The organism is Nocardioides sp. F233 (assembly GCF_057813895.1).
The window spans coordinates 726,249-748,243 of sequence record NZ_JBVASH010000003.1 but is presented as its reverse complement, the minus strand read 5'-3'; the positions used below and the strand labels follow the sequence as shown (position 1 = coordinate 748,243).

Annotated in this window: 23 protein-coding genes; 6 read left to right on the top strand and 17 right to left on the bottom strand. The window is 66.6% G+C overall.

The annotated features are described in order from the left end of the window. The first annotated feature begins 2 nt into the window (after positions 1–2). On the top strand, positions 3–2,078 hold the full coding sequence (locus ACZYRU_RS14975) for a hypothetical protein (RefSeq protein WP_488957887.1): 2,076 nt from the start codon (positions 3–5) through the stop codon (positions 2,076–2,078). Positions 2,079–2,137: 59 nt separating this feature from the next. Here the strand turns inward: ACZYRU_RS14975 and ACZYRU_RS14970 are convergent, their stop codons facing one another. The 8 genes from ACZYRU_RS14970 to ACZYRU_RS14935 all read right to left on the bottom strand — a co-directional run bounded on the left by ACZYRU_RS14970 (position 2,138) and on the right by ACZYRU_RS14935 (position 9,485). Beyond that, positions 2,138–3,445, bottom strand: a complete 1,308-nt coding sequence (locus ACZYRU_RS14970; RefSeq protein WP_488957886.1) for a hypothetical protein — start codon at positions 3,443–3,445, stop codon at positions 2,138–2,140. Further along, the gene (locus ACZYRU_RS14965) at positions 3,445–3,744 is read right to left on the bottom strand and encodes a hypothetical protein (RefSeq protein WP_488957885.1); all 300 of its coding nucleotides are present in this window, start codon (positions 3,742–3,744) and stop codon (positions 3,445–3,447) included. Before ACZYRU_RS14965 ends, ACZYRU_RS14970 begins: the two co-directional genes overlap by 1 nt. A 118-nt stretch (positions 3,745–3,862) precedes the next feature. Continuing rightward, positions 3,863–4,399: a hypothetical protein gene (locus ACZYRU_RS14960; protein ID WP_488957884.1), complete on the bottom strand. Its 537-nt coding sequence runs from the start codon at positions 4,397–4,399 to the stop codon at positions 3,863–3,865. A gap of 12 nt (positions 4,400–4,411) precedes the next feature. Next, positions 4,412–4,825 carry a single-stranded DNA-binding protein gene (locus ACZYRU_RS14955; protein WP_488957883.1) on the bottom strand — a complete coding sequence of 138 codons (414 nt, stop codon included), beginning with the start codon at positions 4,823–4,825 and terminating at the stop codon, positions 4,412–4,414. Between the two features lie 589 nt (positions 4,826–5,414). Then, positions 5,415–5,954: a hypothetical protein gene (locus tag ACZYRU_RS14950; protein ID WP_488957882.1), complete on the bottom strand. Its 540-nt coding sequence runs from the start codon at positions 5,952–5,954 to the stop codon at positions 5,415–5,417. A 281-nt stretch (positions 5,955–6,235) separates the two neighbouring features. Beyond that, positions 6,236–7,951, bottom strand: a complete 1,716-nt coding sequence (locus ACZYRU_RS14945) for a type IV secretory system conjugative DNA transfer family protein (protein WP_488957881.1) — start codon at positions 7,949–7,951, stop codon at positions 6,236–6,238. Next, positions 7,948–8,409: a hypothetical protein gene (locus ACZYRU_RS14940; RefSeq protein WP_488957880.1), complete on the bottom strand. Its 462-nt coding sequence runs from the start codon at positions 8,407–8,409 to the stop codon at positions 7,948–7,950. Before ACZYRU_RS14940 ends, ACZYRU_RS14945 begins: the two co-directional genes overlap by 4 nt. After that, on the bottom strand, positions 8,406–9,485 hold the full coding sequence (locus ACZYRU_RS14935) for an ArdC-like ssDNA-binding domain-containing protein (protein WP_488957879.1): 1,080 nt from the start codon (positions 9,483–9,485) through the stop codon (positions 8,406–8,408). Before ACZYRU_RS14935 ends, ACZYRU_RS14940 begins: the two co-directional genes overlap by 4 nt. A 92-nt stretch (positions 9,486–9,577) precedes the next feature. Between ACZYRU_RS14935 and ACZYRU_RS14930 the strand changes: the two genes are divergently transcribed. Beyond that, positions 9,578–10,717 (top strand): PD-(D/E)XK nuclease family protein, encoded by a 1,140-nt coding sequence (locus ACZYRU_RS14930; protein ID WP_488957878.1) that lies wholly within the window; start codon positions 9,578–9,580, stop codon positions 10,715–10,717. On the opposite strand, the gene ACZYRU_RS14925 is transcribed toward ACZYRU_RS14930, so the two are convergent. The 4 genes from ACZYRU_RS14925 to ACZYRU_RS14910 all read right to left on the bottom strand — a co-directional run bounded on the left by ACZYRU_RS14925 (position 10,714) and on the right by ACZYRU_RS14910 (position 13,417). Continuing rightward, positions 10,714–12,162, bottom strand: coding sequence for an ATP-binding protein (locus ACZYRU_RS14925; RefSeq protein ID WP_488957877.1), 1,449 nt, complete (start codon positions 12,160–12,162; stop codon positions 10,714–10,716). The two genes, ACZYRU_RS14930 and ACZYRU_RS14925, sit on opposite strands and share 4 nt — an antisense overlap. 32 nt (positions 12,163–12,194) lie before the next feature. Further along, positions 12,195–12,602, bottom strand: coding sequence for a hypothetical protein (locus ACZYRU_RS14920; RefSeq protein WP_488957876.1), 408 nt, complete (start codon positions 12,600–12,602; stop codon positions 12,195–12,197). Positions 12,603–12,755: 153 nt separating this feature from the next. After that, positions 12,756–13,004, bottom strand: coding sequence for a hypothetical protein (locus tag ACZYRU_RS14915; protein WP_488957875.1), 249 nt, complete (start codon positions 13,002–13,004; stop codon positions 12,756–12,758). Further along, complete coding sequence (locus ACZYRU_RS14910) at positions 13,001–13,417, bottom strand: hypothetical protein (protein WP_488957874.1); 417 nt, start codon at positions 13,415–13,417, stop codon at positions 13,001–13,003. Before ACZYRU_RS14910 ends, ACZYRU_RS14915 begins: the two co-directional genes overlap by 4 nt. Before the next feature lie 108 nt (positions 13,418–13,525). Here ACZYRU_RS14910 and ACZYRU_RS14905 point away from each other — a divergent pair, with 108 nt between their 5' ends. After that, positions 13,526–13,921 (top strand): hypothetical protein, encoded by a 396-nt coding sequence (locus ACZYRU_RS14905; protein WP_488957873.1) that lies wholly within the window; start codon positions 13,526–13,528, stop codon positions 13,919–13,921. 109 nt (positions 13,922–14,030) lie between these two features. On the opposite strand, the gene ACZYRU_RS14900 is transcribed toward ACZYRU_RS14905, so the two are convergent. Next, positions 14,031–15,929 carry a DUF262 domain-containing protein gene (locus ACZYRU_RS14900; protein ID WP_488957872.1) on the bottom strand — a complete coding sequence of 633 codons (1,899 nt, stop codon included), beginning with the start codon at positions 15,927–15,929 and terminating at the stop codon, positions 14,031–14,033. Here ACZYRU_RS14900 and ACZYRU_RS14895 point away from each other — a divergent pair. Beyond that, positions 15,928–17,214: a DUF6884 domain-containing protein gene (locus ACZYRU_RS14895; RefSeq protein WP_488957871.1), complete on the top strand. Its 1,287-nt coding sequence runs from the start codon at positions 15,928–15,930 to the stop codon at positions 17,212–17,214. The two genes, ACZYRU_RS14900 and ACZYRU_RS14895, sit on opposite strands and share 2 nt — an antisense overlap. A gap of 11 nt (positions 17,215–17,225) precedes the next feature. On the opposite strand, the gene ACZYRU_RS14890 is transcribed toward ACZYRU_RS14895, so the two are convergent. From ACZYRU_RS14890 to ACZYRU_RS14875, 4 genes are read right to left on the bottom strand one after another with little or no spacing between them, the layout of a single operon-like run. Then, entirely contained in the window at positions 17,226–18,674 is a 1,449-nt protein-coding gene (locus tag ACZYRU_RS14890; protein WP_488957870.1) for an SCO6880 family protein, read from the bottom strand. 6 nt (positions 18,675–18,680) lie between these two features. After that, on the bottom strand, positions 18,681–19,973 hold the full coding sequence (locus ACZYRU_RS14885; protein WP_488957869.1) for a TrbL/VirB6 family protein: 1,293 nt from the start codon (positions 19,971–19,973) through the stop codon (positions 18,681–18,683). Between the two features lie 10 nt (positions 19,974–19,983). After that, positions 19,984–20,289: a DUF6112 family protein gene (locus ACZYRU_RS14880; RefSeq protein ID WP_139624216.1), complete on the bottom strand. Its 306-nt coding sequence runs from the start codon at positions 20,287–20,289 to the stop codon at positions 19,984–19,986. Positions 20,290–20,321: 32 nt separating this feature from the next. Further along, positions 20,322–20,642, bottom strand: coding sequence for a DUF6112 family protein (locus ACZYRU_RS14875; protein WP_488957868.1), 321 nt, complete (start codon positions 20,640–20,642; stop codon positions 20,322–20,324). A 71-nt stretch (positions 20,643–20,713) separates the two neighbouring features. Here ACZYRU_RS14875 and ACZYRU_RS14870 point away from each other — a divergent pair, with 71 nt between their 5' ends. Both ACZYRU_RS14870 and ACZYRU_RS14865 read left to right on the top strand, forming a co-directional pair. Then, positions 20,714–20,893, top strand: a complete 180-nt coding sequence (locus tag ACZYRU_RS14870) for a hypothetical protein (RefSeq protein WP_300578894.1) — start codon at positions 20,714–20,716, stop codon at positions 20,891–20,893. Then, positions 20,883–21,989: a hypothetical protein gene (locus ACZYRU_RS14865; protein ID WP_488957867.1), complete on the top strand. Its 1,107-nt coding sequence runs from the start codon at positions 20,883–20,885 to the stop codon at positions 21,987–21,989. The genes ACZYRU_RS14870 and ACZYRU_RS14865 overlap by 11 nt, the downstream gene beginning before the upstream one ends. Positions 21,990–21,995: the final 6 nt, after the last annotated feature.

The window sequence follows — 21,995 nt, the reverse complement described above, 5'->3', positions numbered from 1 at the left end:
ACGTGCCACACGACCGCCTCAGCGGAAGATCCGGGCGGCCCGCGCAGGACTGGACCGGCCGGTGGGCCCTGAACGGCGACCACCTGCTCGACGCGGTCGCTGGCGCTCAAGGCCGAGACGCTGCCCAGTCAGAGGACCTCGACGCGATTGGCTCGCTGGAGTCGGCTCTGGAGCTTGCCGTCGGATCAGGATCCTGGATTGCCCTTACCGACGTTCCTCTGCTGGCCGGCCACGAGGACGATTCCCTCAGCCTGCAACACCGTGAACGCGTTCTAGCGGAGAACATCGCGTCAATCTCCCGAGTTTGCGAACGCTTCGTGACTCGGCTTGGGGAGCGGGCTGAGCTGCTGCCAGTTTCACGAGTGAAGCGGCCCGCGCGGCGCGCATTGGAGCGGCTATCGGCACACACCGAGGACTGGGCCGCGCGATCGCTTTCTGGACCGGTGCCGCGACGGGCGCTGGCAGTCACGCGGGAGGAAGACGCCGACCTCTACGAAAACCGCATGGTTACCGAGTTGGTGCACCCGATCCTCGGCTCGGCCCTTGGCGATCGCATCAGACGCCTTCGTCGACTCAGTTCGGATCTTGCCGATCTCGAGCGTGCTCGGGACGAGGGCACCCACTTTCGCCGCCGCCGGCTGTACAGCTTCTGGGGTGCCGATGCGGTGCGCGCCGCCGAGTCCTCGGTCGCGGCAGCGGAAACGCTCAGGGTGCTCGAGGCACTCGCCGCCTGGATCCAAGCTCTGCGCGGAAGCTCTCTAGGTGTTGCCCTCCGAGGACGTCGAACAGGACAGCGGAGTCTCCGGAACACCAACGTGATTGCCAACGATCGGCACTACCGCGCCGCAGGACTGGTGTGGTCCGCTTATGAGCGAGAACCAGAGGCTGCTGAGCCGCCCGACGAGCAACGCACGAGGTTCCTGGGCCGCCACCGGACATTCGACCACTACGCCTTGGGGTTGGTCATCCGCGCACTCGACGACCTCGGCTACACGCCCGTCGAGGACGAGTTACCGGTGCCAGGCGCCCCGACCCGAGTCCGGGGCTCGTGGGGAGATGCGTTCATCGAGCGGAGTTCCGACGGAGTCGTGGTGCTGAAGAGCCGCGGCGCGGCGACTCGGTTCGTTCCGCTGCTCGACGTAATCGGACCTAACGACGACCACCCGACAGTGGCCTGCCGATGGAAGACGCTGGTCGACGCGACCGAGGCGAGGTCGGTTGTGCTTTACCTCGCCGCGTCCGGCGCGGTCCGGACGCTCCCACAGGATCTGGCGATGGAAATGCTTTCGGCGGGCCAGGACGCCAAGGCGGCCAAGGCTCCGCTCTGGGGCGTCCCGGTTTCTCCCCTCGAAACAACCAGCCTCGAACGCGTGGCTAGGGCTGTTGCCATCGCGCTCATGTCGCCGGCAATCTTGGCCTATCCGGCTGAGGTGCGTATCGCGGGGGAGCGCGTTCCACGCCGTCTTATCGAGCACGTCATGAACGCTGACCTCGGTCAACGGGGACTTAGCCCGCTCTTTCATCGCACCGGAGTCGACGCATTGGCTGTGCGCCGACCGTTGACTATGCGCGAACAGAGTGCGCTCGACGTACTTTGTCGCCACCTAGCGGATCGAGCCAAGGCCCCAGGTCGCGAGCGCGACATGGCGACACAGATCGCCTCGCTCGGCGGTGCGATCTTGGCAGCTGCTACGTCGCTGACGCCGCTGCTCGTATGCCCCTTGTGTCACGCCCAGGCAGATCCCTCTCAGGTCGGACGCGACAGTGATGTCTTGGCGGTCACCTGTCGATCGTGCGAAGCCCGGTGGGGTCACGAGCGCTGTGGGTCGTGCGGTGACCGGGTCCCAATCATCGAACCCGAGCATGGCCTGCCGAATCCCGAGGTGACCGGACCAGGTTGGGTCGAGCGTGTCTACGGCCAAGATGCGCTGGCGTCTCCATGCTGGGCGCGCACCGTCGCTGGCAGGTACGTGTGTACGGAGTGCCGATCATGTTCCGTCGAAGGCACTCCCGAGGGCGCCAACTGCGCCCGATGCCATCCGCCTGATCACAACTCGCTGCGTCAACAGCGGCCGTAGCGCGGCGGCGATGGTGGTCGGACTCGACCTACCACGGGAGGCTGCCGGCTCGTATCCGCTTAGAGCTGAGGAACGTCGGATGTCCTGCCGTCGCCCGCGCGGTGGATCAGGGCCGAGTGGAGGTCTGCCCGGCTCGTGCCCGCCGAGGAGACGGTGGGCTCTTCCGAGGGCCGCAGGTGTTCGCGTGCGATTGTGATGACCTCGAGATCCGCTGCTCGGGCAACGGGTACGAACCGTTCGCGGACCGGGTGGACCAATCGTCCGTCGCCGCTGACCAGTCGTGGGACGGTCACGCGCTTGACGAACGCGCCTCGCTCGACTCCGGATTCGAGGATATCCGTGATGCGCGAGTCGACCCGGCGGAACAGCGTCTGGAAGCCGCCGAGCATCCTCGGCTCGATCACTGTCTCCGGTCGCAGCGTCTTCAGTCGGCTGACGGCGTTCGCGGCCTCGGCTGCGGCGGCCTGGCCGTTGCCGAGCCGCCCTCCGATGTTGCGGAGCTCGCGCTGGATGCGCGAGTAGGTCTCGGCACGGGCACCCCATTGCCCAGCGAGGTCGGGGTCGATCCGCTTGGCGAACGGCACCAGGCCGGTGCTCAGCAGTCGCTGCGAGTCGGCGACCAGGCGCAGGTTCATGGCGTCGGGGAAGGACGCCAGCCTCACTAGGAGGTTGTGCTCGGCTTGGAGGACGCCGAGCACTCCCGGCTTTGCTGGACCTTCGATGGGCTTGGTCCGTGGGCGCCAGCCTGTCTGGTCGACGCTGTAGTCGGGCTGCCCGAGGCTGATGTCCAAGGCCGTGGCGAGTGCCGCCCAGCCGAGTCGATCGCACCCGGCAATGGGCTCCCATCCGGGGGTGTTGCGATACCGGCGATCGAGTACGACGAGAGCCTGGCTAATCGCCGCGACGTCGCCTGCGATCGTTCGCGCCTGCGCTGCGGTCAGGTGGATCGCCTGGTCGGGCGCCGTGTCGTGCTCGGCGAGCGCTGCAGCGCGAGCTGCGAGTCGCCAGTGCTCGACGACGGTGTTCGCGCTGGGGGTTGTGAACTCCTGGCTCGACGCAGGCCGTGTCGTCGCCTGATCGCGAGCCGTCTCCAGGCCCCGAGCCAGCTCAGCCACCGCGGCGCCATGGTCGGTCGCCGCACGGAACGGGTCTGCTGGCTTCTGCGGCACGTTCGGGAATGTGAGAGGTCGCGCTACCCCTATGGCCTGCGCGCACCAGACGAGAACGGTCTGCCGGAATCGCAGGATCTCTTGGCCGCCCGCGGCACGCTCAGCGGATGAGTCCTTAGCGAGTCGGCGCATGATCCGGTGCTGGCGAAGCAGTGCCGCCAGTTCCGTGCGCATCTGGGCGCCGTTCTCGCCGTACATCAGCCGATGTCCAGGTCGTGCGCGTCGACGAGCATGGCGAGGATCAGCTCGACCGACAGAGGGTCGATGCCGTAGCTCTCGAGCTCTTCGATGGCGTTGCTCGCGACGGCAAGCAGGATGTCTCGGTCGTCGGTGAGGTCTTCGGTGTCGAGTGCGGGACATTCGTCGCCGTGCACCCGGTCGAGTTCGAGCAGCGCACGCTCGTACGCGGAGGATGCCTCGAGCGTGAGCGCTCGGTCGGAGAGGGCCGCTACGTAGGACCTCGCTTGCGCGAGCGTCTGTGCGTGGGGGAGAAGCATCGTCCCTCCTTCAGTGGGTCGGATACCGACTCTGAGCGGGCAGTCGTGGCTGGCGTTCGCTTGCTCGGACTTCTGTGGATGAGTGCGAGCACGAGCTGGCCATGGCGGGCTCTTGGACTCAGCCGACGAGCTGCTGGTTGGCGATCGCCGCGATGCGGCGCCTGCGGAGCACGTCTTCTCGGACGAATGCCGCGAAGTCTTCGTCCCGATTCCGGATCTCGACCTCGGTGTCTGCCTGGGGCGCTGACTCGCCGGGCCACGTCGTCTGCCGTGTCGGCCGGTCGCGATCGAGCCGCGTACCGCAGATCGAGACCCAATCGCGCAGGCGGTAGCGAGCATCGGAGAACTCGCGCATCCATGCGATGGGAGCCGACGGTGATGCTGACTCGTGGTAGCAGCTGAGCCAGTGGCAATGGAGTGCTGAGAGTTCCCAGACAAGCTCGTCGTGGCGGTGCCAGTACGGCGGCACGACGTTGGGCGGGAGGCCGAACGTGATCTTGAGCCACTTCACCCAGTGGTCGAGGTCCTGCCATTCGATCTCGGCCTGCTCGGCGTCGAGGAGGTTCCAGTTGATCGGGGCTGGTGGGCGCTCGAGCAGGTCGGTCACGCTGCGGTAGGCGTCACTGTCGTCGGGCTCCTCCGGGAACGGACTCATCGGAGTGTCTGGTCAGAGGCCGACGGCGGGTGGCTGCGGCACAGCGGTCAGGGTCCGGTCGGCGGCATGGCGCCCGCGCTGGACGACGTAGTCGGTCTTGTTGGCGTTGTGGCCGATCTTGCGGGCGACGAACTCCTCCTTGATGACGCTGCCTTCGCGGCCATCGACCTCGTACTCGTAGACGTACCCGCTGGCCACGAAGGAGTCGCCCTTGCGGAAGCGGGCGTAGGTCTCGCGGGCGGTGCTCTCGAAGGCGACCATGTCGTGGAAGGTGGGGTCGAGCTTGGTGAAGCTGCCGTCAACCTCTTTGCGCCACTGCTCGATGCCGACGCGCATACGGCAGCACTCGGCTCCCTGCTTGGTGAAGTGGAGTTCTGGCGCGGATGCAACGAAGCCGACAAGGCTCATCTGGGTGGGAATGGACATCGTGCTGTCTCCTTAGTCGGGCAGCCCATAGATGCGGGCTGCGTGCACGAGCTAGGTGGCAAGCGGGGGCCAACGATCACGGCCAGGCCTGGGCCGGCGGCGTCCCGCACGAGCGCGGGCCACGGCCTACGGTGCTGCCATGCCTAGCCGTCACCTCGCGACATCGAAGTCCAGGGTCGTCCTGCCACCTTCGCCACGGCGGGCGAGGCGCCGTGGAAGGACGCGGTGCGGCAGGCTGTCCAGAAGTCGGGCTGCCAGCCGACGGCCGCCCGCTTATACGTTCGGATCGACTTCCGCCTTGGCCTCCAACGCACCGCGGGCGAGGTGTGGGACCTGGACAAGCTCATCAAGCCGACCCTTGACGCCATGGGAGGTGTGTTCGGACTGCGCGAGTGGCGCGGTCGTCCGCAACCCGCGGATGACCGGGTGGAACGGATTGAGGCAGACAAGAGGACGGGCCGGCGACGGCGAATCGGCGGGCGCGACCATCGACGTCTGGGTCATTGAGTACGGAACTGTTCGAGAACGCGGCATCGGAACTTGACCGCACCCTCTGGCTACGCGCTTCCCCTGCCCACACGGGGCACAGTCAGTCAGCGCCTTCGTTGGTGGTGCTCGTAGCGGCGCCTTCGTGAGCCTCCGAACTGTCGGCGGCTTCAGTGGCAGCGGCCGGCTGCGGATCGGACGCAGGTTCGGGCGCGCGGGACTGCGTGCCTCGGAAGTACTTGATGACCCGGCTGGCGGCAGCGGTGCCTCCTACGAGGCCGAGCGCGATCCACTTGCCCTTGCCGGACCAGGAGCTCTTGGCGGCAGCTTGCACGCTGTCTGCGGCCGCACTGACGACCGCAGGCGCTTGAACTGCAGGAAGGACACCGTCCGGGTTTGCCTTGATGCTTGCCTTCAGAACGTCGATGACGTCGTCGTCCCAGGTGAGCCAGGACCAGGCTCGATGCGCGTACCCGCCGTACCCGTTGTCCTTGTCGACCCACTTCGCGAACTGCGCTCCGAGGTCAGTGGGACGCCACGCGCCGGGTCCGCCCTCGATGAGCCCGTGCTCCTGCAGGAGCGCGTTCATCGCGGCACCACCGCGACCGAAGAACGACCCAAGTTGCGTCGCGCTCATCCCCATGGGCAGGTTCCCTTCCGGTGTTTCGAACGGATCGAGTCTACTTCCGGCAGCGCCAACGACGGTCCTCGTCAAGTCTTCCAAGGACGAGCCATGCGCCGCAGAGGAAGCCGCGAACTGATGGACAGGCTGTCAGCCGGCCCATGTGCCAGGCGCACCGACGAGGCCGAGCCTGGCGCGGCGGTACGCCGGGCCTCCGCAAGAAAATCTCAACGACTCGTCGGCCACGGTTAGAGATCGACGAGGTTCGGACTCCGCCTGTCGTTCGGATGAGCTCCTGGCCGCTACCGCGACGTCCAGCGTCGGAGTTCCACCACGATCGGCGGCGCGCTGCGAAGCAGTACGAGCCCCGTGCCGAACGGCAGCGTTCGGATCCGCTCCGGCGGCATGACCGCAACCCGGCGACTCGACCGCTGGAGAGACCTTTGTCCGTAGTCGCCGATGCTCACACTGTCGGTGCGTTCGTCTCGCTCACCGATGAGGACCGATAGCTCCTGGAGATCCTTGGAGGCAGACGCGCCGCCGAGGATGATCTTGACGATGCTCGCGTCCCAGATCGTGCTGGCCGCGTGGTCACTCCATTTGTTGCGCGCCTGAGCGAGGGACTGGAGGACGGGCATCGTCGTGATGCCCGTGCCGCCTCCCTCGGCCATCAGGACCGGAAGCGATGGGAGCGGCGCGAGGTTGCCGATCTCGTCGAGCGCCATGAGGACGGGAGGGTCCAGGCGCGAGCCCGGTGACGCGGCAGCGAGGTGACGGGCGACCTCCGTGAGGTCTTCCATGAACGCGGCGACGAGCGGCCACGAGGCGCCCGCGCCGGCTCCCGTGGCCAGAAGGTAGAGCGTGCCGTTATGGGTGAGGAAGTCGCGCGGGTCGAACGCCTCGCCCGGTTCCGGGCTGACGGCGTCCAGCACGGCAGGGTCGGCGAGGCAGGAGAGGGCTTGGGCGACGGCCATCCATATGGAGTCACGAGTGCGCGGGTCGGAGCTGATCATGCCTTCGAGCGAGTCCGACCATCCTGCAGCGGCTTGCGGGTGACTGGCGAGGATGCCGACGGCGTCGGCTGCGGCAGACGCGGACAGCGACCACTCGAAGAGGGCCCGAGTCGGAAGCTTCTCGAGCGCGGCTGCATGGAGGAGTGCTTGGAGCGCGGAGCGGGCCTTGCCTTCCCAGAAGCCTCCGGACTCCGTGCCGCCGGAGGAGAGTCCGGTCGACGATGCCAGCCCTGAAGCGCGGATCATCGCGGTCAGGGGCTGTTCGCAGCCGCGGATCGGCGACCATCGAACACCGCAACCGTCGACGGCGGGCAATCCCACCGTGAGGTGTTGAGGGTCGAAGACGGCGACCGGCCCGCGCTCCCGCCGGGCGTCGATGGTGGCGGCGATGTTGTCTGGCCGTGTGGACGTGGTGACGACGGCCCCGGGCGCGTCGAGGATGGCGTTGATGACGAGGTGCAGCCCCTTGCCGGACCGTGGCGGACCGATCACGAGGATCGAGTCCTCGACCGATGCCCAGATCTCGCGGCTGCAACTGCGTCCGATCCGGTAGCCGACATCGCTAGCGCGGGGGTGGCGGATCGAGGGCCGGAGGGTGGCGGCGCGTCGTACCAGGGCCTTCCTCGATGCTGTCGCGTCAATGTCCCGCGCGGTTGCCGTTCCCTTGATGCGATGGGGATCGCGAGCAGTCCGGTGGCGGAGGCGAGCGACCAGTCTCCAAAACCACCAGGCGACTGTCGCGAGGACGCCGAGGAACAGCGTCACCACGCTCCAGTACGTGACCGCTGACAACCCGGGCGCCTCGAAGGCACGCGCCGGTCGGCCCGGATCGGTGAGGACACGCAGTCCGCTCGCGATCCCGCCTTCGGGCGTGGTCGCACCCGTTGCGACCGCGGCGGCAGTTGCCGCGGCGCGGAGCAGAAGCGCCAATGCGAACGCTGTCACGAGTCCGATGAGTGCCAGGTTCACGAGCTCGTCGTTCGCGCCACGTACTGCTGGGTTCATGCCGGCGCCTCGAACGGCGTGACTGTCATGGAGCTCATCCCGAGGAGCACGAGTCCGCCGCGGGTTGCGGCGATCAGCGCGGGAGGGAGGTTGACTGACGCGTTGCCTTCGGCGTCGGCGCTCTGGCGTATGACGACGTAGGCCAGCGCGACCTCCTCGCCGGGCTGGAACCCGGCACCAGCGAGCGCCGGAGGTGGCGAAGTGGGTGGCTGCTCCGCGGCGGTTGGTGCAGGGGTCCGGGGAGTCGCGACGTCGGTGAAGGTCGAGCCGTCGGCCTCGCGTACCTCGACGCGCACAGGCGCGCCGAGGTCTGAAGTGATCTCGTCGATCACGGCGCGAAGGTCGCCACGGGTCCTGCCCTGTTCAGAATCGCGCGGGACACCGTCGACGTCGACTGCGAGCACGCCGTCGGCGTCGACGGCGACGTGAACGACGCTCAGGACAACGGGGATCTTCATAGCCCGAGCACCGCCCCATCGCGGCGTGCAGTGGTGGTGACAGCAGCTGTCCCCCTGCGGTGGCTGAGGGCTTCGCGGTCGAGCCCGGGAGGGTTGCCGTCGCCGACCTGCTGGGTGTCGACCTTGTCGAGTATGCCGAGCGCGGTCGCGCGGACGCGCTCGGCGGTGGACTGGACGACCTCGACCGGGTTCTTGCCCGGGACGCTCGCTGCCCAAGTCGACACGTACGGCACCGTGTAGGAGGAGGTGTCGAGACCGTGGGCGGCGCCAACCATGAGCGCGACGGATTCGGCTTCCACCTCGGCGATCCCACGGTGCAAGGTCGCGTCAGCGGCGGATTCCGTCGACAGGGCGCTCTCCGGTGGCATGTGGAGAAGGACATGGCCGAGCTCGTGGGCGAGCGTCTTCACCTGGGCCGCCTCGTCCATGTCCACGCGGACCGAGACCTCGCGGGAGAGGAAGTCGGTCAACCCGTTGGCGCCGCCGATCGCCGCAGCCGAGGAGACGAGGCGGAGCTCGAAGCCGGCGGCCGTGATCTGGTCGGCGAGCCCGTCCCAAAGCCCGGGCGGGGCCTGGCCTTGAAGCAGGGAGGGGCGGGGGAGTTCGGGCACAGGATCTCCTGCGGTCTGGGAGATGTCCCAGACGTAGGTCGGCTTGACCCCGATCATTCGGGTGCGGGCGTACTCGCCAGACATCGGCTTCTCGTTGCGCGCCAAGCGTCGCCAGGAGTTCGGGTCGTCGGGCGTGAACGAGGCGAACCGGCCGGTAACCGGGGCGAGGATGCCGTAGCCGCGCTGTCCCTTCGCGACGCTGCGTCCGAGCGAGAGCCACTGGTGGAAACCGGCGACGTACGTGGGCGTCGGCCCGGGCACCCTCCCTTCCTTGTACGCCGCGAAGTGCTGTGCCGCGATCAGCATCGAGTTCCCGAAGCTGCGCCCGCGGAACCGTGAGGCGAAGGTCAGGGCGCGCTTCCAGTCCGCACCGGTCACCAGGGCAGTTACGGACTTGGACAACTGCTCCTGGAGCGCATCGATCTTTCCATCGCGGTTTGAGCGGTCGTGGCCGGGCGTACTCATCACTCACCTCCTGTCTGAGGAGAGGTGCTTCGTTCACGCCAGGGCCACCGAAGCCCCGACCACTGCTTCATGGCCGCCACTAGAGTCGGTCTGTGGCCACCGACCTGCTGAACGGATTGCTGCCGCTCATCTCGAAGCCTCCGTCAACCGGCTTCAGCATTCTTGAGGTGATGCACCACGGCACCCACGAGAAGCAGCTGTCGAACCTCTGGGCCTGGCTGCTGGACAGCGACGGCAGCCACAACCTTGGCGATGCCGTGCAACGCCTCTTCGTCGACGAGATCAACCGAGTCGGCGGTCTTGAGCAGCCTGTGCCGTACGGCCCGTACGGCGTCCGTCAAGAGCAGAACACGAGCCCTTCCGGCGAGGGCATGGACATCGCCGACATCATTCTCGAAGACGCTGAAACCTCGCTGGTCATCGAGAACTACTACACCTCTGACGGCCACGGTCACGGTTACGACACCTATGCCGAGTACGGCCGGCGCGACGGCCGGCGCAGCGTCGTCGTGCTGCTCTGCGAGTCGGAGGTGCGTAGCGGGCTTGCCGATGGGTGGGAGAAGGCGCCGGTCGTCGTCTATACGAGGCTGCTGGACCAGATCGCTGCACACGTGTCCGACCCCTCATACCAGCGCGAGAATCCCGACCAGTCGCTCTTCATCACCAATGTGCATCGACATTTCACGAAGCAGGCAATCTTGGACAGCAATGAACTGATCGACTTCGTCGACGCCCTATGCCGGAGCGGCGGCGCTGGCCGCTACGGGGTCAACGACCAAGATGGCCAGGCGATCTTGCTCGGCGACTCGCTTAGAGAGGCAGCGATCCAGCGATACGGCGAGAGCCGTGAACTCCTCGCGAAGGTCAAGCGGCGGCTTCGAGACTTCTGCGCGGGCACTCTCATCGCCTCCCTGAATGAATCCGTCGGCGACACGCGCTTCGGTGGCGTGAAGTCCAACTGGCAGGGTCAGTGGCGTTACGACGTCACACTGATGCCGCCCGAGGGAGAGTGGTCGGTATCTATCGCCTTCGGGCCGACCGCAGCGGTCCAAGTGGAGGGCAAAGCAGGCAGACTTCACCACCTCGGGCTGGAGCCTGACTACACACGGTTGCTCATCTACACGAGGGACAACAGGGGATTCTTCTCCACGGTCCGGCTCGCCGAGGTCTTGGTTGGACTGTCCGCTGATGACACTCGACTTCGCGATGAGGTTCTCGACGTTCTGCGCTAGCTCGTCATGCGCCCGGTGGTGTCGAAGAGTTCGAGCTCGGCGGGGTGCATCTGGTGCTGGACGACGAAGGAGCGGTTCTTGATCCGCCACAGCCCCTGGCCGGTGCCGAGCGTGGGGATTAATGACTGCTCGGTGCCAGTGAGCCCCAGTGCCGCTGACGTTGCGCCGAGCTGGTCAGCTTCCTGGCGATAGACGATGCGGGTCTCGGCGTTGGCGAGGAGTGACGAGGCGAGCGCGCGCATGGCGGAGCCGGAGTCGCCGACGTTGTCGAGGTCGGTGAGCTTGTGGAAGATCAGCATGTTCGCGATGCCGTAGTGCCGCGCCAAGCGCCAGTGGGCGTCCATCCGGCGCAGCAGCGCGGGATGCGACATGAGGCGCCAGGCCTCGTCGTACACGACCCAGCGCTGGCCACCGTTCGGGTCGAGCAGCGCCGATTCCATCCACGCCGAGGCGCAGGTCATCAGGACGGAGATGAGGGTGGCGTTCTCGGTGACGCGGGACAGGTCGAGGGAGATCATCGGGAGGCTTGGGTCGAACGCCACCGTCGAGGGGCCGTCGAAGAGCCCGGCGAGGTCGCCCGCCACGAGGCGCCGGAGAGCGTGACCGACCAGTCGTCCGTCTTCCGTGAGGCGTCCGTCGGGATCGTCGGTCGGATCGGGTGTGAGGAGCCGGTCGACGACCATCGGGAGGACTGGGACGTCGGCTCCGCGCACGGTGCGGTCGATCGCGATGTCGACGGCCGTGTGCTCGAGTGGGGTGAGCCGGCGTTCGAGCACGGTCTCCGCCAGGGCGCCTACGAGGTCGCGGCGACGGGAAGCGACCTGGCTGGCCCACTGGGCGTCGTCGTACCCGGACGGACGGTGGCCCTCGTCGAGCGGGTTCAGACGGTTGGCCATGCCATGTCCCAGCGCGATGGCGCGACCGCCGACGGCTTCTGCGACGGCGGTGTGCTCGCCCTTGGGGTCGCCGGGGACGTAGACGCGGCGGCCGAAGGGGATCGACCTCGTGTAGAGGCTCTTGGCGAGACAGGACTTGCCGGAACCGACGATCCCGGCGAGCACGAGGTTCGGTGCGGTGATGAGCCCGCGTGCGTAGAGGATCCAGGGGTCGTAGACGAAGGAACTCCCGGAGTAGAGGTCCTGGCCGACGAACACGCCTTCGCTGCCGAGGCCGCCTTCGGCGAGGAAGGGGTACGCGCCCGCCAAGGTTGCCGAGGTGTCCTGATGGCGTGGCACGCGGAATCGTCCGGGAGTCCGCAGTGTGGCGGCGCCGTGTTCGCCGGCGCGGGGGAGCGTCACGGTCGCCCGCTTCTCCGCAGACAGTTCCTCGGCCTTGCGCTTGGCTTCGGTACGCCGGGCTTCGCGGTCGACGGAGAGGAGTTCTCTCGCGGCTGCCTTGCGGAGCTTGCGATCGTGCCGCCGTTCTCGTCCCGGCGAGACGAGCACGGCTGAGTGGAGGCGCCCGTCCCGCCAGCCCGTCACAGCGACATCCCTGGCTGGTGCGTGGAGCGCTGAACTGGAGCGAAGGGCGGGTAGTCGCGGATGTCGTAGGCGATCGTCGCCTCGATCTCGTGCGCCCGATCCACGCATTCGGCGATCTGATGGATCATCTCGGCGGCCCGATGAAGCTCCCAGGACTCCCTGTACGACGCTGCCCGCCCGGCGTTGGCATCGCCGTTCATCCACGCCTGCTTGCGAGTCGGCCCGTCGTGGAACTCGCCGAGCTGGTGCAGCGACTGGCTCAGCGATGCGAGAGCAGAGCTGATGGAACCCAGAACCGGGTAGATCGCGGTCGGGTCCTCGATCGTGCGCGTCGCGTGAGCAAGGCCGCGGACTGCTTCCCGGAGTTCGTCGCCGTCGGCGACCGGGTCATTGAACGTAGGCATCGGTGGCTCCTCGGTCGATGGTTCCTATCGAGGAGGTGCGCGTGCCGGTCCGCCGCGTCGACTGAACGGCACAGGCCAAACGGTCGACTTGAACCGTGCAGACAAGCCCCCCGGGCCGGAGCTCGTGACGTTGCTAGCGCGGCGGGTCGAGGTTCACACGGGATGACTGTGACCGGCGGTCGCGAGGAGCGATGCTGCGTTGTCGCGCCAGTCCTCGTAGCACGGCGTGCACAGGAGCATCGTCTCCTGGCCCGGTTCCGGGCGCGGCCCCGGGAAGTGGACGGTCAGCTTCCACTCGACTGGACCGTGAACACGCCCCATGGGCAGGTGGCAGACCATGCACTCACATTCAACGTCGCTGGCAACCACGTCCGCCAGGTCAATTGCCTGGACTTCGATCATTCGTCGGCTCCTCCGCTCATGAGGTTGAAAATGCGGACCTGTCCGAGCGCACGCTGGAGAGCGCCGATCAACTGGATGTCGTCGATGTCGCCCGGGCCAGCGCCGAGCGTTGCCGGCTCGTGGTCAAACTCGCTGTACGGACCGAGCTCGTCGATCGTCTCGATGCCCGAACGTGCGATTTCGATGACGCTGAGGGGGAATCCGAACTCCGTTCCTATTGAAGCGTCGTTGCCGCTGAGGATGACCTCGACGCCGATTTCGACGCCACCCTCATCCTCCAGCCTGTCGACGGCCACGGGGCAGGCGAAGAGCATCATCAACAAGGTCTCAAGCTCATCGATTCCGTCGATGTCGAGTACTTGGCAGAGGTGGTCGATGTCGTCTGCCTCAGTGGTGAATCGAGTGTCTGTCACGGTGTGATTCTCCCAGTGAGAGCCGACACAATCGGTCCACGAACGGGTGCGCCACCGCCCCCTGACTTGGATCCGCGATCTGACGGACCCTGCGTCTAGATTCGCCTTGTGCCAGACGACCGGAGCCGCGATCACCGCCGGCTGAGCCGGACCTCGGCCGACTTCGGAGATCCGCCGTGGGGCGCGTACTACGACACTCTTTACCCACCGCGGCTGGTCGACGAATTCGGTCGCTTCTGGATGGCGTCGGCGAGCGTGGACATCGTTCGAAGGTTGTGGGAGCAGCGCGAAGCGCTCCGGGTCGAACCCTCGGGGGACCTGCTCGCGCGCGGCGTCGTCCTTGACGCCGTTCGTTCGATCGCACAGGTGGCGTGCGTCAAGTGCTTGTGGATCGACCGGCCCGGGTTCTCGATGGATGGCGAGCGGTGGCGCGTTGCAGCAGAACACGCCGCCAGCGAACACGTCTGCACGGATTCGGATCCCGCGACCGACTCGACGCCCTGAAGATGATCGGTCATCGAGTCCTCGGGATCGACGCACCGCCGCGGTTTCGGCCAGAGTGGTGCCCGAGTCCGCCGGCGGGTGAGCACTGCGTGAGCCTGGCCGGTGAGGTCTAGGTGGTTTCCAACGGCCCCGGCCAGGTCTTGATGATCCGTTCAACCATGACTGAGCTGCGCTTACGGATGTCGTCTGGTCGCCAGTGGTGCTTCTTCGTGATCTCCTTCGTCATCTGGAGGCCGGAACCATGCTTGGCAAGAACTGCCTTCTTGTCCGCGAAGCTCTTGTTCCCCATCTGTGAGTTCCGCCCGGAGCGCGCCAGCGTGAGGTTTCCAAGCGTGTTCACCAATCCTGCGTAGAGGAGATTCACGTTCTCGCCTGGCGCTGCTCCGGCCTTTACCTCGGCGCGCCACGCAGGAGTTGGGGTCTGAGGCATGACGTGTTCAACGGTGAAGTCGTCGGCCAGCACGTACTCTCCTCCGGCAAGCTCAAGCTCCAGCCAGCCAAGGATGAGTGTCTTCTGGAACGCCTTGCCGTGGTGGTAGAACGCCTTGGTCCCGACTTCTCGGCGTAGTTCTTCGTCGGTGGCCCAGTGCTTGCCTTCGCCGGAAAGGTAGCGTCGGAGCGCAACGTCGATGGGCTCATCGCTCTGCCTGATCGCCTGCGGCGCTTGGAGTAGCACGCGGTTCATGTTGTCCGTGGCGCGCCCGATCACGACGCGTCGCACGAAGTAGCTCTCGAGGTACTGCATGGCGCGAGCAATCTCGGCATTGGTGGCGTTGCCACTTTCCCGCTCCTCGAGGAGCGCCATCAGAACTGGCCAGACGGTCGTCGTCTTCCAGTCCTTCAAGCGTTCCAGCCGGTTTCGGACGACCTTGCTGGGCTCCCTCTCGGGTCTGAGAATCCGATCCCACAGCACACCCGTCTCGACGATCTTGTGGATCGCTTGTTTCAGCCCGGTCGTCGTCACCTTGTGCAGCTTCTTCTGCTGCTCGACGTAGGTCTGTCGCTGCGTGATTGTCGGGCGATCGCGCACGAGGTCGAGCCAGAAGAGTTGGGTCAGTTCGTCCGCAGTGAACCTCTCCTCCAACGGCCTCCACGTGTACTCATGAAAGTCCTCGGCGTTTGCGGGCAACCGCATGAAGACGTAGTTCCGGATCAGATCCGCTTGCGTGAGCGGTTGCCCCCTGTTGTTGAGGGACTCGAAGATCCTGTGGACATTGTCGCTGTCGTCAGCCGTGACGCACACGCATTCGAGGCCGTCCAATACGGCCCGCACCACTTCGGACGCGGTGACCCCTTCAATGTTCTCGTCCTCGCCCTCCTGCAGGGATGCCAACCGCTCGCGGAAGTACCGGTAGGCCTTCGTCGCGTCGTGGGCGGGCTCGAGCTCCTGGCGATGGACGACTCGCGAGAACGCGTTCTGATCGAACTGGGTGGGTAGCAACTTCAGGCGCTTCAACGGGCCGCCCCTGCCCGATGCGGTCACAAGGCATCGCTCGACTCTCGAGCGAAGGGACGCAGGCAGACGAGACTCGTCGTCACGCAAGGCGCAAAGGAGCAGGCTCGTCGTCAGAAGTCGCTGCTGGCCGTCGATGACCAGACGCGCGTCCGCGGCTGCGTTCGGCGTCGGCGCTAGGACTACTGAGCCGAGGAAGTGTCGCTCGCCTGAATCGGTCTTACGGTCGAGCGCAAGGTGTAGGACGTCGTTCCACAACGCCGCCCACTCTTCACGCTTCCACGCGTAGCGACGTTGATACAGCGGCACGCGCAACTGGCTCTTGCCCCCGAGTACCGAAGCGATTCTGGTCTGGTTCGCCGAAACCATGCGTTTCCCCTTCTTGTCCTGCCCGCGTCCCCGGCGCAGCCGTCTGCGTGCCGAGCCTAGAGCTGGCGAGCCCTGGGCGGTCCGGTTCGTAGGAACTCTTGCTCCCCCCAGGGTGATTCGCGGGAGCGCCACCAGCGATGCGGCAACCTGCTCGAAGTGTCGGCTGCCCGCGATATCAATGGGCATGCGCTTCACACTGGACGGCGAGCCGTTCGAGCTGACTCCCGAGCTCGTGCGTTCTCGCCTCGGAGGACACACGCCTGAGGACGTCCGGGAGTACTGGGTCGAGATCGACGGTGTGCGTTGGCCGGTGAAGCAGGTGATCTCTGTCGCCACCGGCGTTGGGCGTCAGCGCTTCCAGTCGCAGGCTGCGCGTCGGTGGTTGCGCAACCTCGGATTCGCCATCGGCACCGGAACCAGTCATGTAGGGCAGTCGTCGCCTCGGACGCGGCCAGCGCATCAGCCGGTGGTCGCAGAAAAGCCGGCGGCGGTACCGGCTGCAGACGTCGTGCTGGTTGGTTGCGTGAAGACGAAGCTCGCGCACGGCGCTGCGGCGAAGGACCTTTACGTGTCCGACTACTTCACCAAGATGCGCGCGTATGCCGAGGGTAGCGGGTGCCCGTGGTTCATCTTGTCGGCCGAGCATGGGCTTGTCGGCCCCGAGGATTGGCTCGAGCCGTACGAGCGGTACCTCCCCGACACCTCGCACGATTACCGGCTGGCCTGGGGCGAAAGGGTGGCTGAGCAGTTGGAGCGCGCAGTGGGCCCACTGGACGACCTGGTGCTCGATGTGCATGCCGGGGCGGCGTACGTCGAATCCGTTGAGCGAGCAGTTGGCCGCCGCGGTGCGCAGGTGGTCGACCAGCTCAAGGGTCTCTCGTTCGGGCGCCGACTGTCGTGGTACCTCGCTCACGCTGCCCGCAGCGGCCCGACCGTGCCGGACGTCCTCGCGGCACTGCAGGATCGTGGGTCGGCGCGGACGCTCGACGACGTGATGGCATCCCGGGGCGCTGGCCTTCGCGCTCCGGGCTTGTACAGCTGGTGGGTCGACGAAGCTGGGGCCTCAGATCTGGCTCGCGGTCTCGGTCATGCGGTCGGGCCCGGTCTCATCTATGCCGGTCTCGCCGGGGCGACACGCACTGGGGGATCCGTCTCCTCAAACACGCTGTGGGGCCGGATCGCCACGATGCATCTGGGCAAGAAGCACGAGTTCTCTACCCTTCGCCGCAGTCTCGGCTCCGTACTGTCCGAGGCATCGCGCCAGGACGTCATCGACGAGAGACAGCTGACGGCGTGGATGCACGCCCACCTGCGTGTCGTTCTCGTACCTGTCACCGACGCGGGCACCCTTGACCAGCTCGAGACTGCGGTACTCACCGATTTGGATCCGCCTCTCAATCTGGCGAAGGTCGGAAAGACACCGCTTCGTCAGGAACTGGCGAGGCTTCGGAAGAAGTACGCGAGATCCTGATCTATCGGTCGTCACACGCCCCGGCCCAGAGGGAGTGCGGCGGTTGCGAACCCCTGCGCCTGTTGACCCCAAAGCCTTCTTGTCTCGCACGACGCCTGGATCGCGGCCTGTTCGATCGCCGCGACGGCGCGCTCGAGCTCGTCGGGGTCACTGGCGCTGACGGCGACGAAGCCGGTCGCCCGCAGAACGCCGTGCCCGGCGGTCAGGTCGGCCTCTTGCTGGAGGACGTCCTGGTACTCGGCGGTCTGCTGGGCGTCCTCGATCTGCCCGATCTTCTGGCGCTGGGCGGCGTCGGAGATGTACTCGGTCTTCTTCTTGCGAATGTCGCGGGCAGCTCGGTCGGTACGCATCGGCGTGTAGAGCAGCGTGAAGGTCCGCCGGATTCCCGACGACAGCAGCAGCGGCGCGAGGAAGCCTGGATACACGAGCGACCGCGGCCACTCACTGATCCAGAGCACGCAGTGGTGCGCGGAGTCGCTGCGCAGCGAGCCCCACGACTCGGTGACCGCGACCGGGCCGGCGGTGGCGAGGTCCCGGCCGATGTCGCCCTGGCGCTCAAGTGCGCCTGCAACGGCGGGGTCGTACGCGGACCGCAAAATCAGCGCCAGGTCGCCGGGCGTGAGCCATTCGCCGGGGGCGAGGTCGGCAGACCGGAGAGCGGCCAGCATGGTCGCCATCTCCTGCCGGAGCACGGCCGCCTCCCCTCGCATGCCTCCGCCGGCAGCCCGGATCGCTCGCCCGGCAACCTTCATGTCCAACGAGATGGAAATGGTCGACGCATGGCGCTCGCCAGCCGGGCCAGCACGGTCGACCAGTTCGCCGTACGTCGTCGACGCCCACGAGGCTGAGCGGTTGCCGTGCTGCTCCCACCAGTCCGCCAGGCCTTTGCCGGAGTCAGGGAGCGTCCGCTCCATCACCTGCACGGAGGCGATTCGCCCTGAGCGGCATGCCGTCGCGAGGACGCGGCCCCACGAGACGACTCGGCGCTCCTGCTCAGCTGGGTCGAGCAGCACGAACGCGGGGTGGGAGACACCGATGATCGCGGTCAGGGTCGCGGCGTGCGGGTCGTGAACCATGACGGCGTCCGTCTCGGGGTCCACCCACTGACGCAGGCGCGCCGCGTCGCCGGGCAGGGCCAGCGTGCCGGCGGGGCGCGGCTTCACGATCCTTCGGCGGTACAGCAGTTGCCCGCCGGTGGATCGCCAGAGCCATCGCGCGCCGATCGGCGCCCACTCGATGAGCTTGCGCCCTCCGACACCAACGAACGCCAGCGCGGCCAAGAATAGGATGATCGGGAAGGTCATCACCACGGCGCCGACGTACAGACCGATGATCAAGGTGCCCGCCGCGAGGCTGGCCATCACGAGTTGGGGCCCGGAGAGGCCCAGCAGGACGCCGCGTCGGGTCAGGCGCGAGAACTTGATCGGGGTCAGCTCCGGTTCGCCGGTCGTCGTTGCCACGGCCGATCACTTCTTCCCAGCGGCTTCGGCCAGCGTCGAGTCTGCGACCGGGGGTGGGACGGCCGAAGGAGCGGCCGACTCATGCGCCTGTGCCTGCCCTGTCGCTTGGGCGGCGACGAAGTTGCCGAGCCGAGGACCGGCCGCTGCCGCCTCCTTTGCGACCACGACTCCGGCGGCAACCGCTCCGCCCGCCGCGGCAGCACCTCCGGAGGCGCCACCTGCTGCGGCACCTCCGCCGCCGGTTCCACCTGACGGTCCGCCCGTGGATGGGCCCGTGGCCGCGGGCGAGGCGCCGGACGTCGTACCGCCGCCACCGCCTCCGCCAGTGTCGCCCAGGACCTTCGCCGGCTCGCTGCCCGTGCGGCGAGAGAGCGGGATCGGCATCGGCCGGTTGAGTGATGCCTTGGCCTCCTGCTCGGCCGACATCGCGTGGTACATATCGAAGCCCATGAAGGCGATGGCCTTGTAGGTCAGGTACGGCGCGAACCCGGCCATCAGCATCAGTACGACGCCCGCCATCGGCTGGCTGACGGACTCCAGGTCGGCATCGATCGGCGCCGAGACCTGGGCGGTCGCGAGCAGGAAGATCACCACGAGGACGACCTTCGAGAGGATCATCGCGATCACGAACGTCGCCCAGCGGCTCAGCCACGTCCGGGTGTGGTCCCAGCTGGCACCCGCGAGCGCGATCGGTGCGAAGACGATCGCGATCAGAATCAGGGCCTTGCGGATCAGCAGACTGATCCACACGACCATGGCGCCGATGATGGCGAGGCTGGCCAGGAAGATCGTCAGGATCGCGCCAGCTCCTGGAGCGCTCAGGTTGATGGCACCGAGTCCTGCGGCGAGTACGGCGACCTTGTCGCCCATCTCGTTCATGTTGGTGCCAGCTGCATTGACGATGCCGATGCAGAGCTGGTCGGTGATCTCGAGCGCGGTCGCGAGTAGGGCGAGCGCGACGAACGATCCCAGGATCGACTTGGCGAGTCCGAGTGCGGCTCTGGAGAGTGCGGCTGGCTCGCGGCGGATCATGCCGCCGATGACCTGCAGCATGAAGAAGCCGAGCATCACGAAGACGCCGACGCCGAACATGATGTTGTAGACCTTTGTGTACTCGCCGCTGGTCACGTCGACGTACGTCGTGGTGTCGATGACCTTCCAGACGGAGGTGAACATCCACTCGGCCGCGCCGCCCATGCCCTGAGCGAGCCAGTCGAACGGGGCGGTGATCACCGCCCCGGCGGCGTCGCCGGCTGCGTTGCAGACCTCGTGGATCACCGGTACGTCGCAGACACCCATGATCGATTCCTCAGACCTGCTGGCCGACGTTCCAGAAGAAGTTCACGAGAGTCACAGAGGCGCCGCAGACGATGGCGGCTCCGAGGGCCACGAGTACGCCAAGCTTGCCGCGACCCGCGAGGTGCGGGTTCGACGAGTTGGCTCCGAGAGCCCACACGATCGCCGAGATGATCAACGCGAGTACGGCGAGCACCAGGCCGACGGTCATCGAGGCGCCGACGATCTTCTTGAGCTGGCCGATCCCAGGCAGGCCGTTGGAGTTCGGATCGATCGAAATGTCGAGGGGGAGCAGGAGTGCTGCTGTGAGAAGGTCCATCGGAGGCTCCTGACGTCGGACGGGCGGACGTCCTACAGGTGCGGGCCGATGTCCAGCAGCCAGTTGGCCCATGTGAGTGCGGCCCCCGTGAGTGCCGCCCCGCCGATTGCCACGAAGCAGCCGAGCTTTGCCTTCTGTGCCGTGTGCCAGCTTCCGGCACTCGACGCGATGGCCCAGATTGCCGCGGAGACGACAAGCATTAGCACGGCGACGATCAGGCCGTAGGTCAGCAGCGCACCGACGATGGCGCGCAGGTTGCCGGACCCGCCGACCGCCCCGAAGTCAGGACCGATCGTTCGTGCCACTTGATGGGGACTCATGTCCTGAAGGTGGGTGCCGTCCTCCTTAGTCATTCCCAAGTGAAGGGTCGGGTGTCTCTGGCACGATCAAAGGCCAGTAGCAGACCGAGTACGGAGGAAGTGACATGGAGAAGAAGGATGCCGCCACGGCGGCCGGCGCTGCAGTGGGTGGAGCTGCTGGGCTCTTCGCTGCCGGTCCGGCAGGCGCCGCCGCAGGTGCCGCGGGCGGGGCGGCCGCGGGGCGCGCGATCGGCAACCGGCTGAACGGTTCGAGCGACAGCGATGAGAGTCAGGATGACGACTGAAGGAGGCGACCGAGAGGTATTTCTCGTCCCCCTCGGAGACGAGACCGTCCTGGCAGTTCCTGTCGAGGCCCGGGATCGTGCACCCGATTCGGGCGGTCCCGATCTCGCGGCGCTGATTCACGCCGTTGGGCCTCTCGTCGGTGCGGCCTTGAAGGGTCGCAACGCAACTGGCGCTACCTGCTTCGAGATGAGCCCTGAATCTCTGCAGCAATTCAAGGATGCTCGGCTCGACAACGTCGGCTCGTACTTTCGCGGCGTGCTTCGTAACCCCGACGGTCAGATCAGCCATCAGGTCCAGTTGCGCGAGGTGCAGGCTGCGCCCGCGCCGCCGGGCTTCGATCCCGTTGCAGTCGCGCAGATGGCGCAGATGGCATCCATACAAGCTCAGCTCGACCGGATCGAGGACACGCTCGCAGACCTGACGATCTCCGTAGAGCAGGTTGCACGGTTCCTGGAGACGCAGCAGCGCGCCCGAATTGAGGCTGCGATTCAACTTCTGCGAGAACTCCACGACCGGGCACGAGCCACCGGCGCAGTTTCAGAAACGGACTGGAATCGACTCAGCGGGGTCGAGCTGGACCTGGAGACGCAGTTGCGAGCCGTGCGCGCCGAGCTGACACAGAGGCTTTCGGGGCGATCATTCGGGAGCAGCCCCAGTGCAGATGCCAAGCAGATGAAGGAGATCGACCCTAAGCGGATCGCTGAGCTCGTTGAACTCCATCGATTGCTGCTCGGAGGTCTTCGGGGTTGGAACGAACTACTCCTGCTTCGCAAGTTCGAGAACGGCGAGCTGAGTGACGGCGAAGTTGCCGTCGCGATGGAGCGTTTGAGCAACCTCGAGGACCATCACCGCACAATGCTTGCCCAGATCAAGAAGGTGGCATCGGCTTCGAAGATGTCGAAGCCGCGCGGTGCGCTCCAGCGACTTCTTACCGACGGGATCTTGCTCGGCGGGCAGAATGACGCTCGAAATCTCAGCTCAGTGAAGGACGGACGAAGGATTCTGAAGGTCGTACTCAAGTCGGCCGCGACAGAGTTGTCGAAAGCCCCGGAGCGGAAGATGCTCGAGACGGCACCGGACGACGAAGTGGCGTAGCTTCCC

Bases quoted from the DNA above. Each gene is read 5' to 3' on its own strand.
- ACZYRU_RS14970 (WP_488957886.1), bottom strand. From the start codon at position 3,445: ATGTACGGCGAGAACGGCGCCCAGATGCGCACGGAACTGGCGGCACTG.
- ACZYRU_RS14965 (WP_488957885.1), bottom strand. From the start codon at position 3,744: ATGCTTCTCCCCCACGCACAGACGCTCGCGCAAGCGAGGTCCTACGTA.
- ACZYRU_RS14960 (WP_488957884.1), bottom strand. From the start codon at position 4,399: ATGAGTCCGTTCCCGGAGGAGCCCGACGACAGTGACGCCTACCGCAGC.
- ACZYRU_RS14955 (WP_488957883.1), bottom strand. From the start codon at position 4,825: ATGTCCATTCCCACCCAGATGAGCCTTGTCGGCTTCGTTGCATCCGCG.
- ACZYRU_RS14950 (WP_488957882.1), bottom strand. From the start codon at position 5,954: ATGGGGATGAGCGCGACGCAACTTGGGTCGTTCTTCGGTCGCGGTGGT.
- ACZYRU_RS14945 (WP_488957881.1), bottom strand. From the start codon at position 7,951: ATGAACCCAGCAGTACGTGGCGCGAACGACGAGCTCGTGAACCTGGCA.
- ACZYRU_RS14940 (WP_488957880.1), bottom strand. From the start codon at position 8,409: ATGAAGATCCCCGTTGTCCTGAGCGTCGTTCACGTCGCCGTCGACGCC.
- ACZYRU_RS14935 (WP_488957879.1), bottom strand. From the start codon at position 9,485: ATGAGTACGCCCGGCCACGACCGCTCAAACCGCGATGGAAAGATCGAT.
- ACZYRU_RS14920 (WP_488957876.1), bottom strand. From the start codon at position 12,602: ATGCCTACGTTCAATGACCCGGTCGCCGACGGCGACGAACTCCGGGAA.
- ACZYRU_RS14915 (WP_488957875.1), bottom strand. From the start codon at position 13,004: ATGATCGAAGTCCAGGCAATTGACCTGGCGGACGTGGTTGCCAGCGAC.
- ACZYRU_RS14895 (WP_488957871.1), top strand. From the start codon at position 15,928: ATGCGCTTCACACTGGACGGCGAGCCGTTCGAGCTGACTCCCGAGCTC.
- ACZYRU_RS14900 (WP_488957872.1), bottom strand. From the start codon at position 15,929: ATGCCCATTGATATCGCGGGCAGCCGACACTTCGAGCAGGTTGCCGCA.
- ACZYRU_RS14885 (WP_488957869.1), bottom strand. From the start codon at position 19,973: ATGGGTGTCTGCGACGTACCGGTGATCCACGAGGTCTGCAACGCAGCC.
- ACZYRU_RS14880 (WP_139624216.1), bottom strand. From the start codon at position 20,289: ATGGACCTTCTCACAGCAGCACTCCTGCTCCCCCTCGACATTTCGATC.
- ACZYRU_RS14875 (WP_488957868.1), bottom strand. From the start codon at position 20,642: ATGACTAAGGAGGACGGCACCCACCTTCAGGACATGAGTCCCCATCAA.
- ACZYRU_RS14870 (WP_300578894.1), top strand. From the start codon at position 20,714: ATGGAGAAGAAGGATGCCGCCACGGCGGCCGGCGCTGCAGTGGGTGGA.
- ACZYRU_RS14865 (WP_488957867.1), top strand. From the start codon at position 20,883: ATGACGACTGAAGGAGGCGACCGAGAGGTATTTCTCGTCCCCCTCGGA.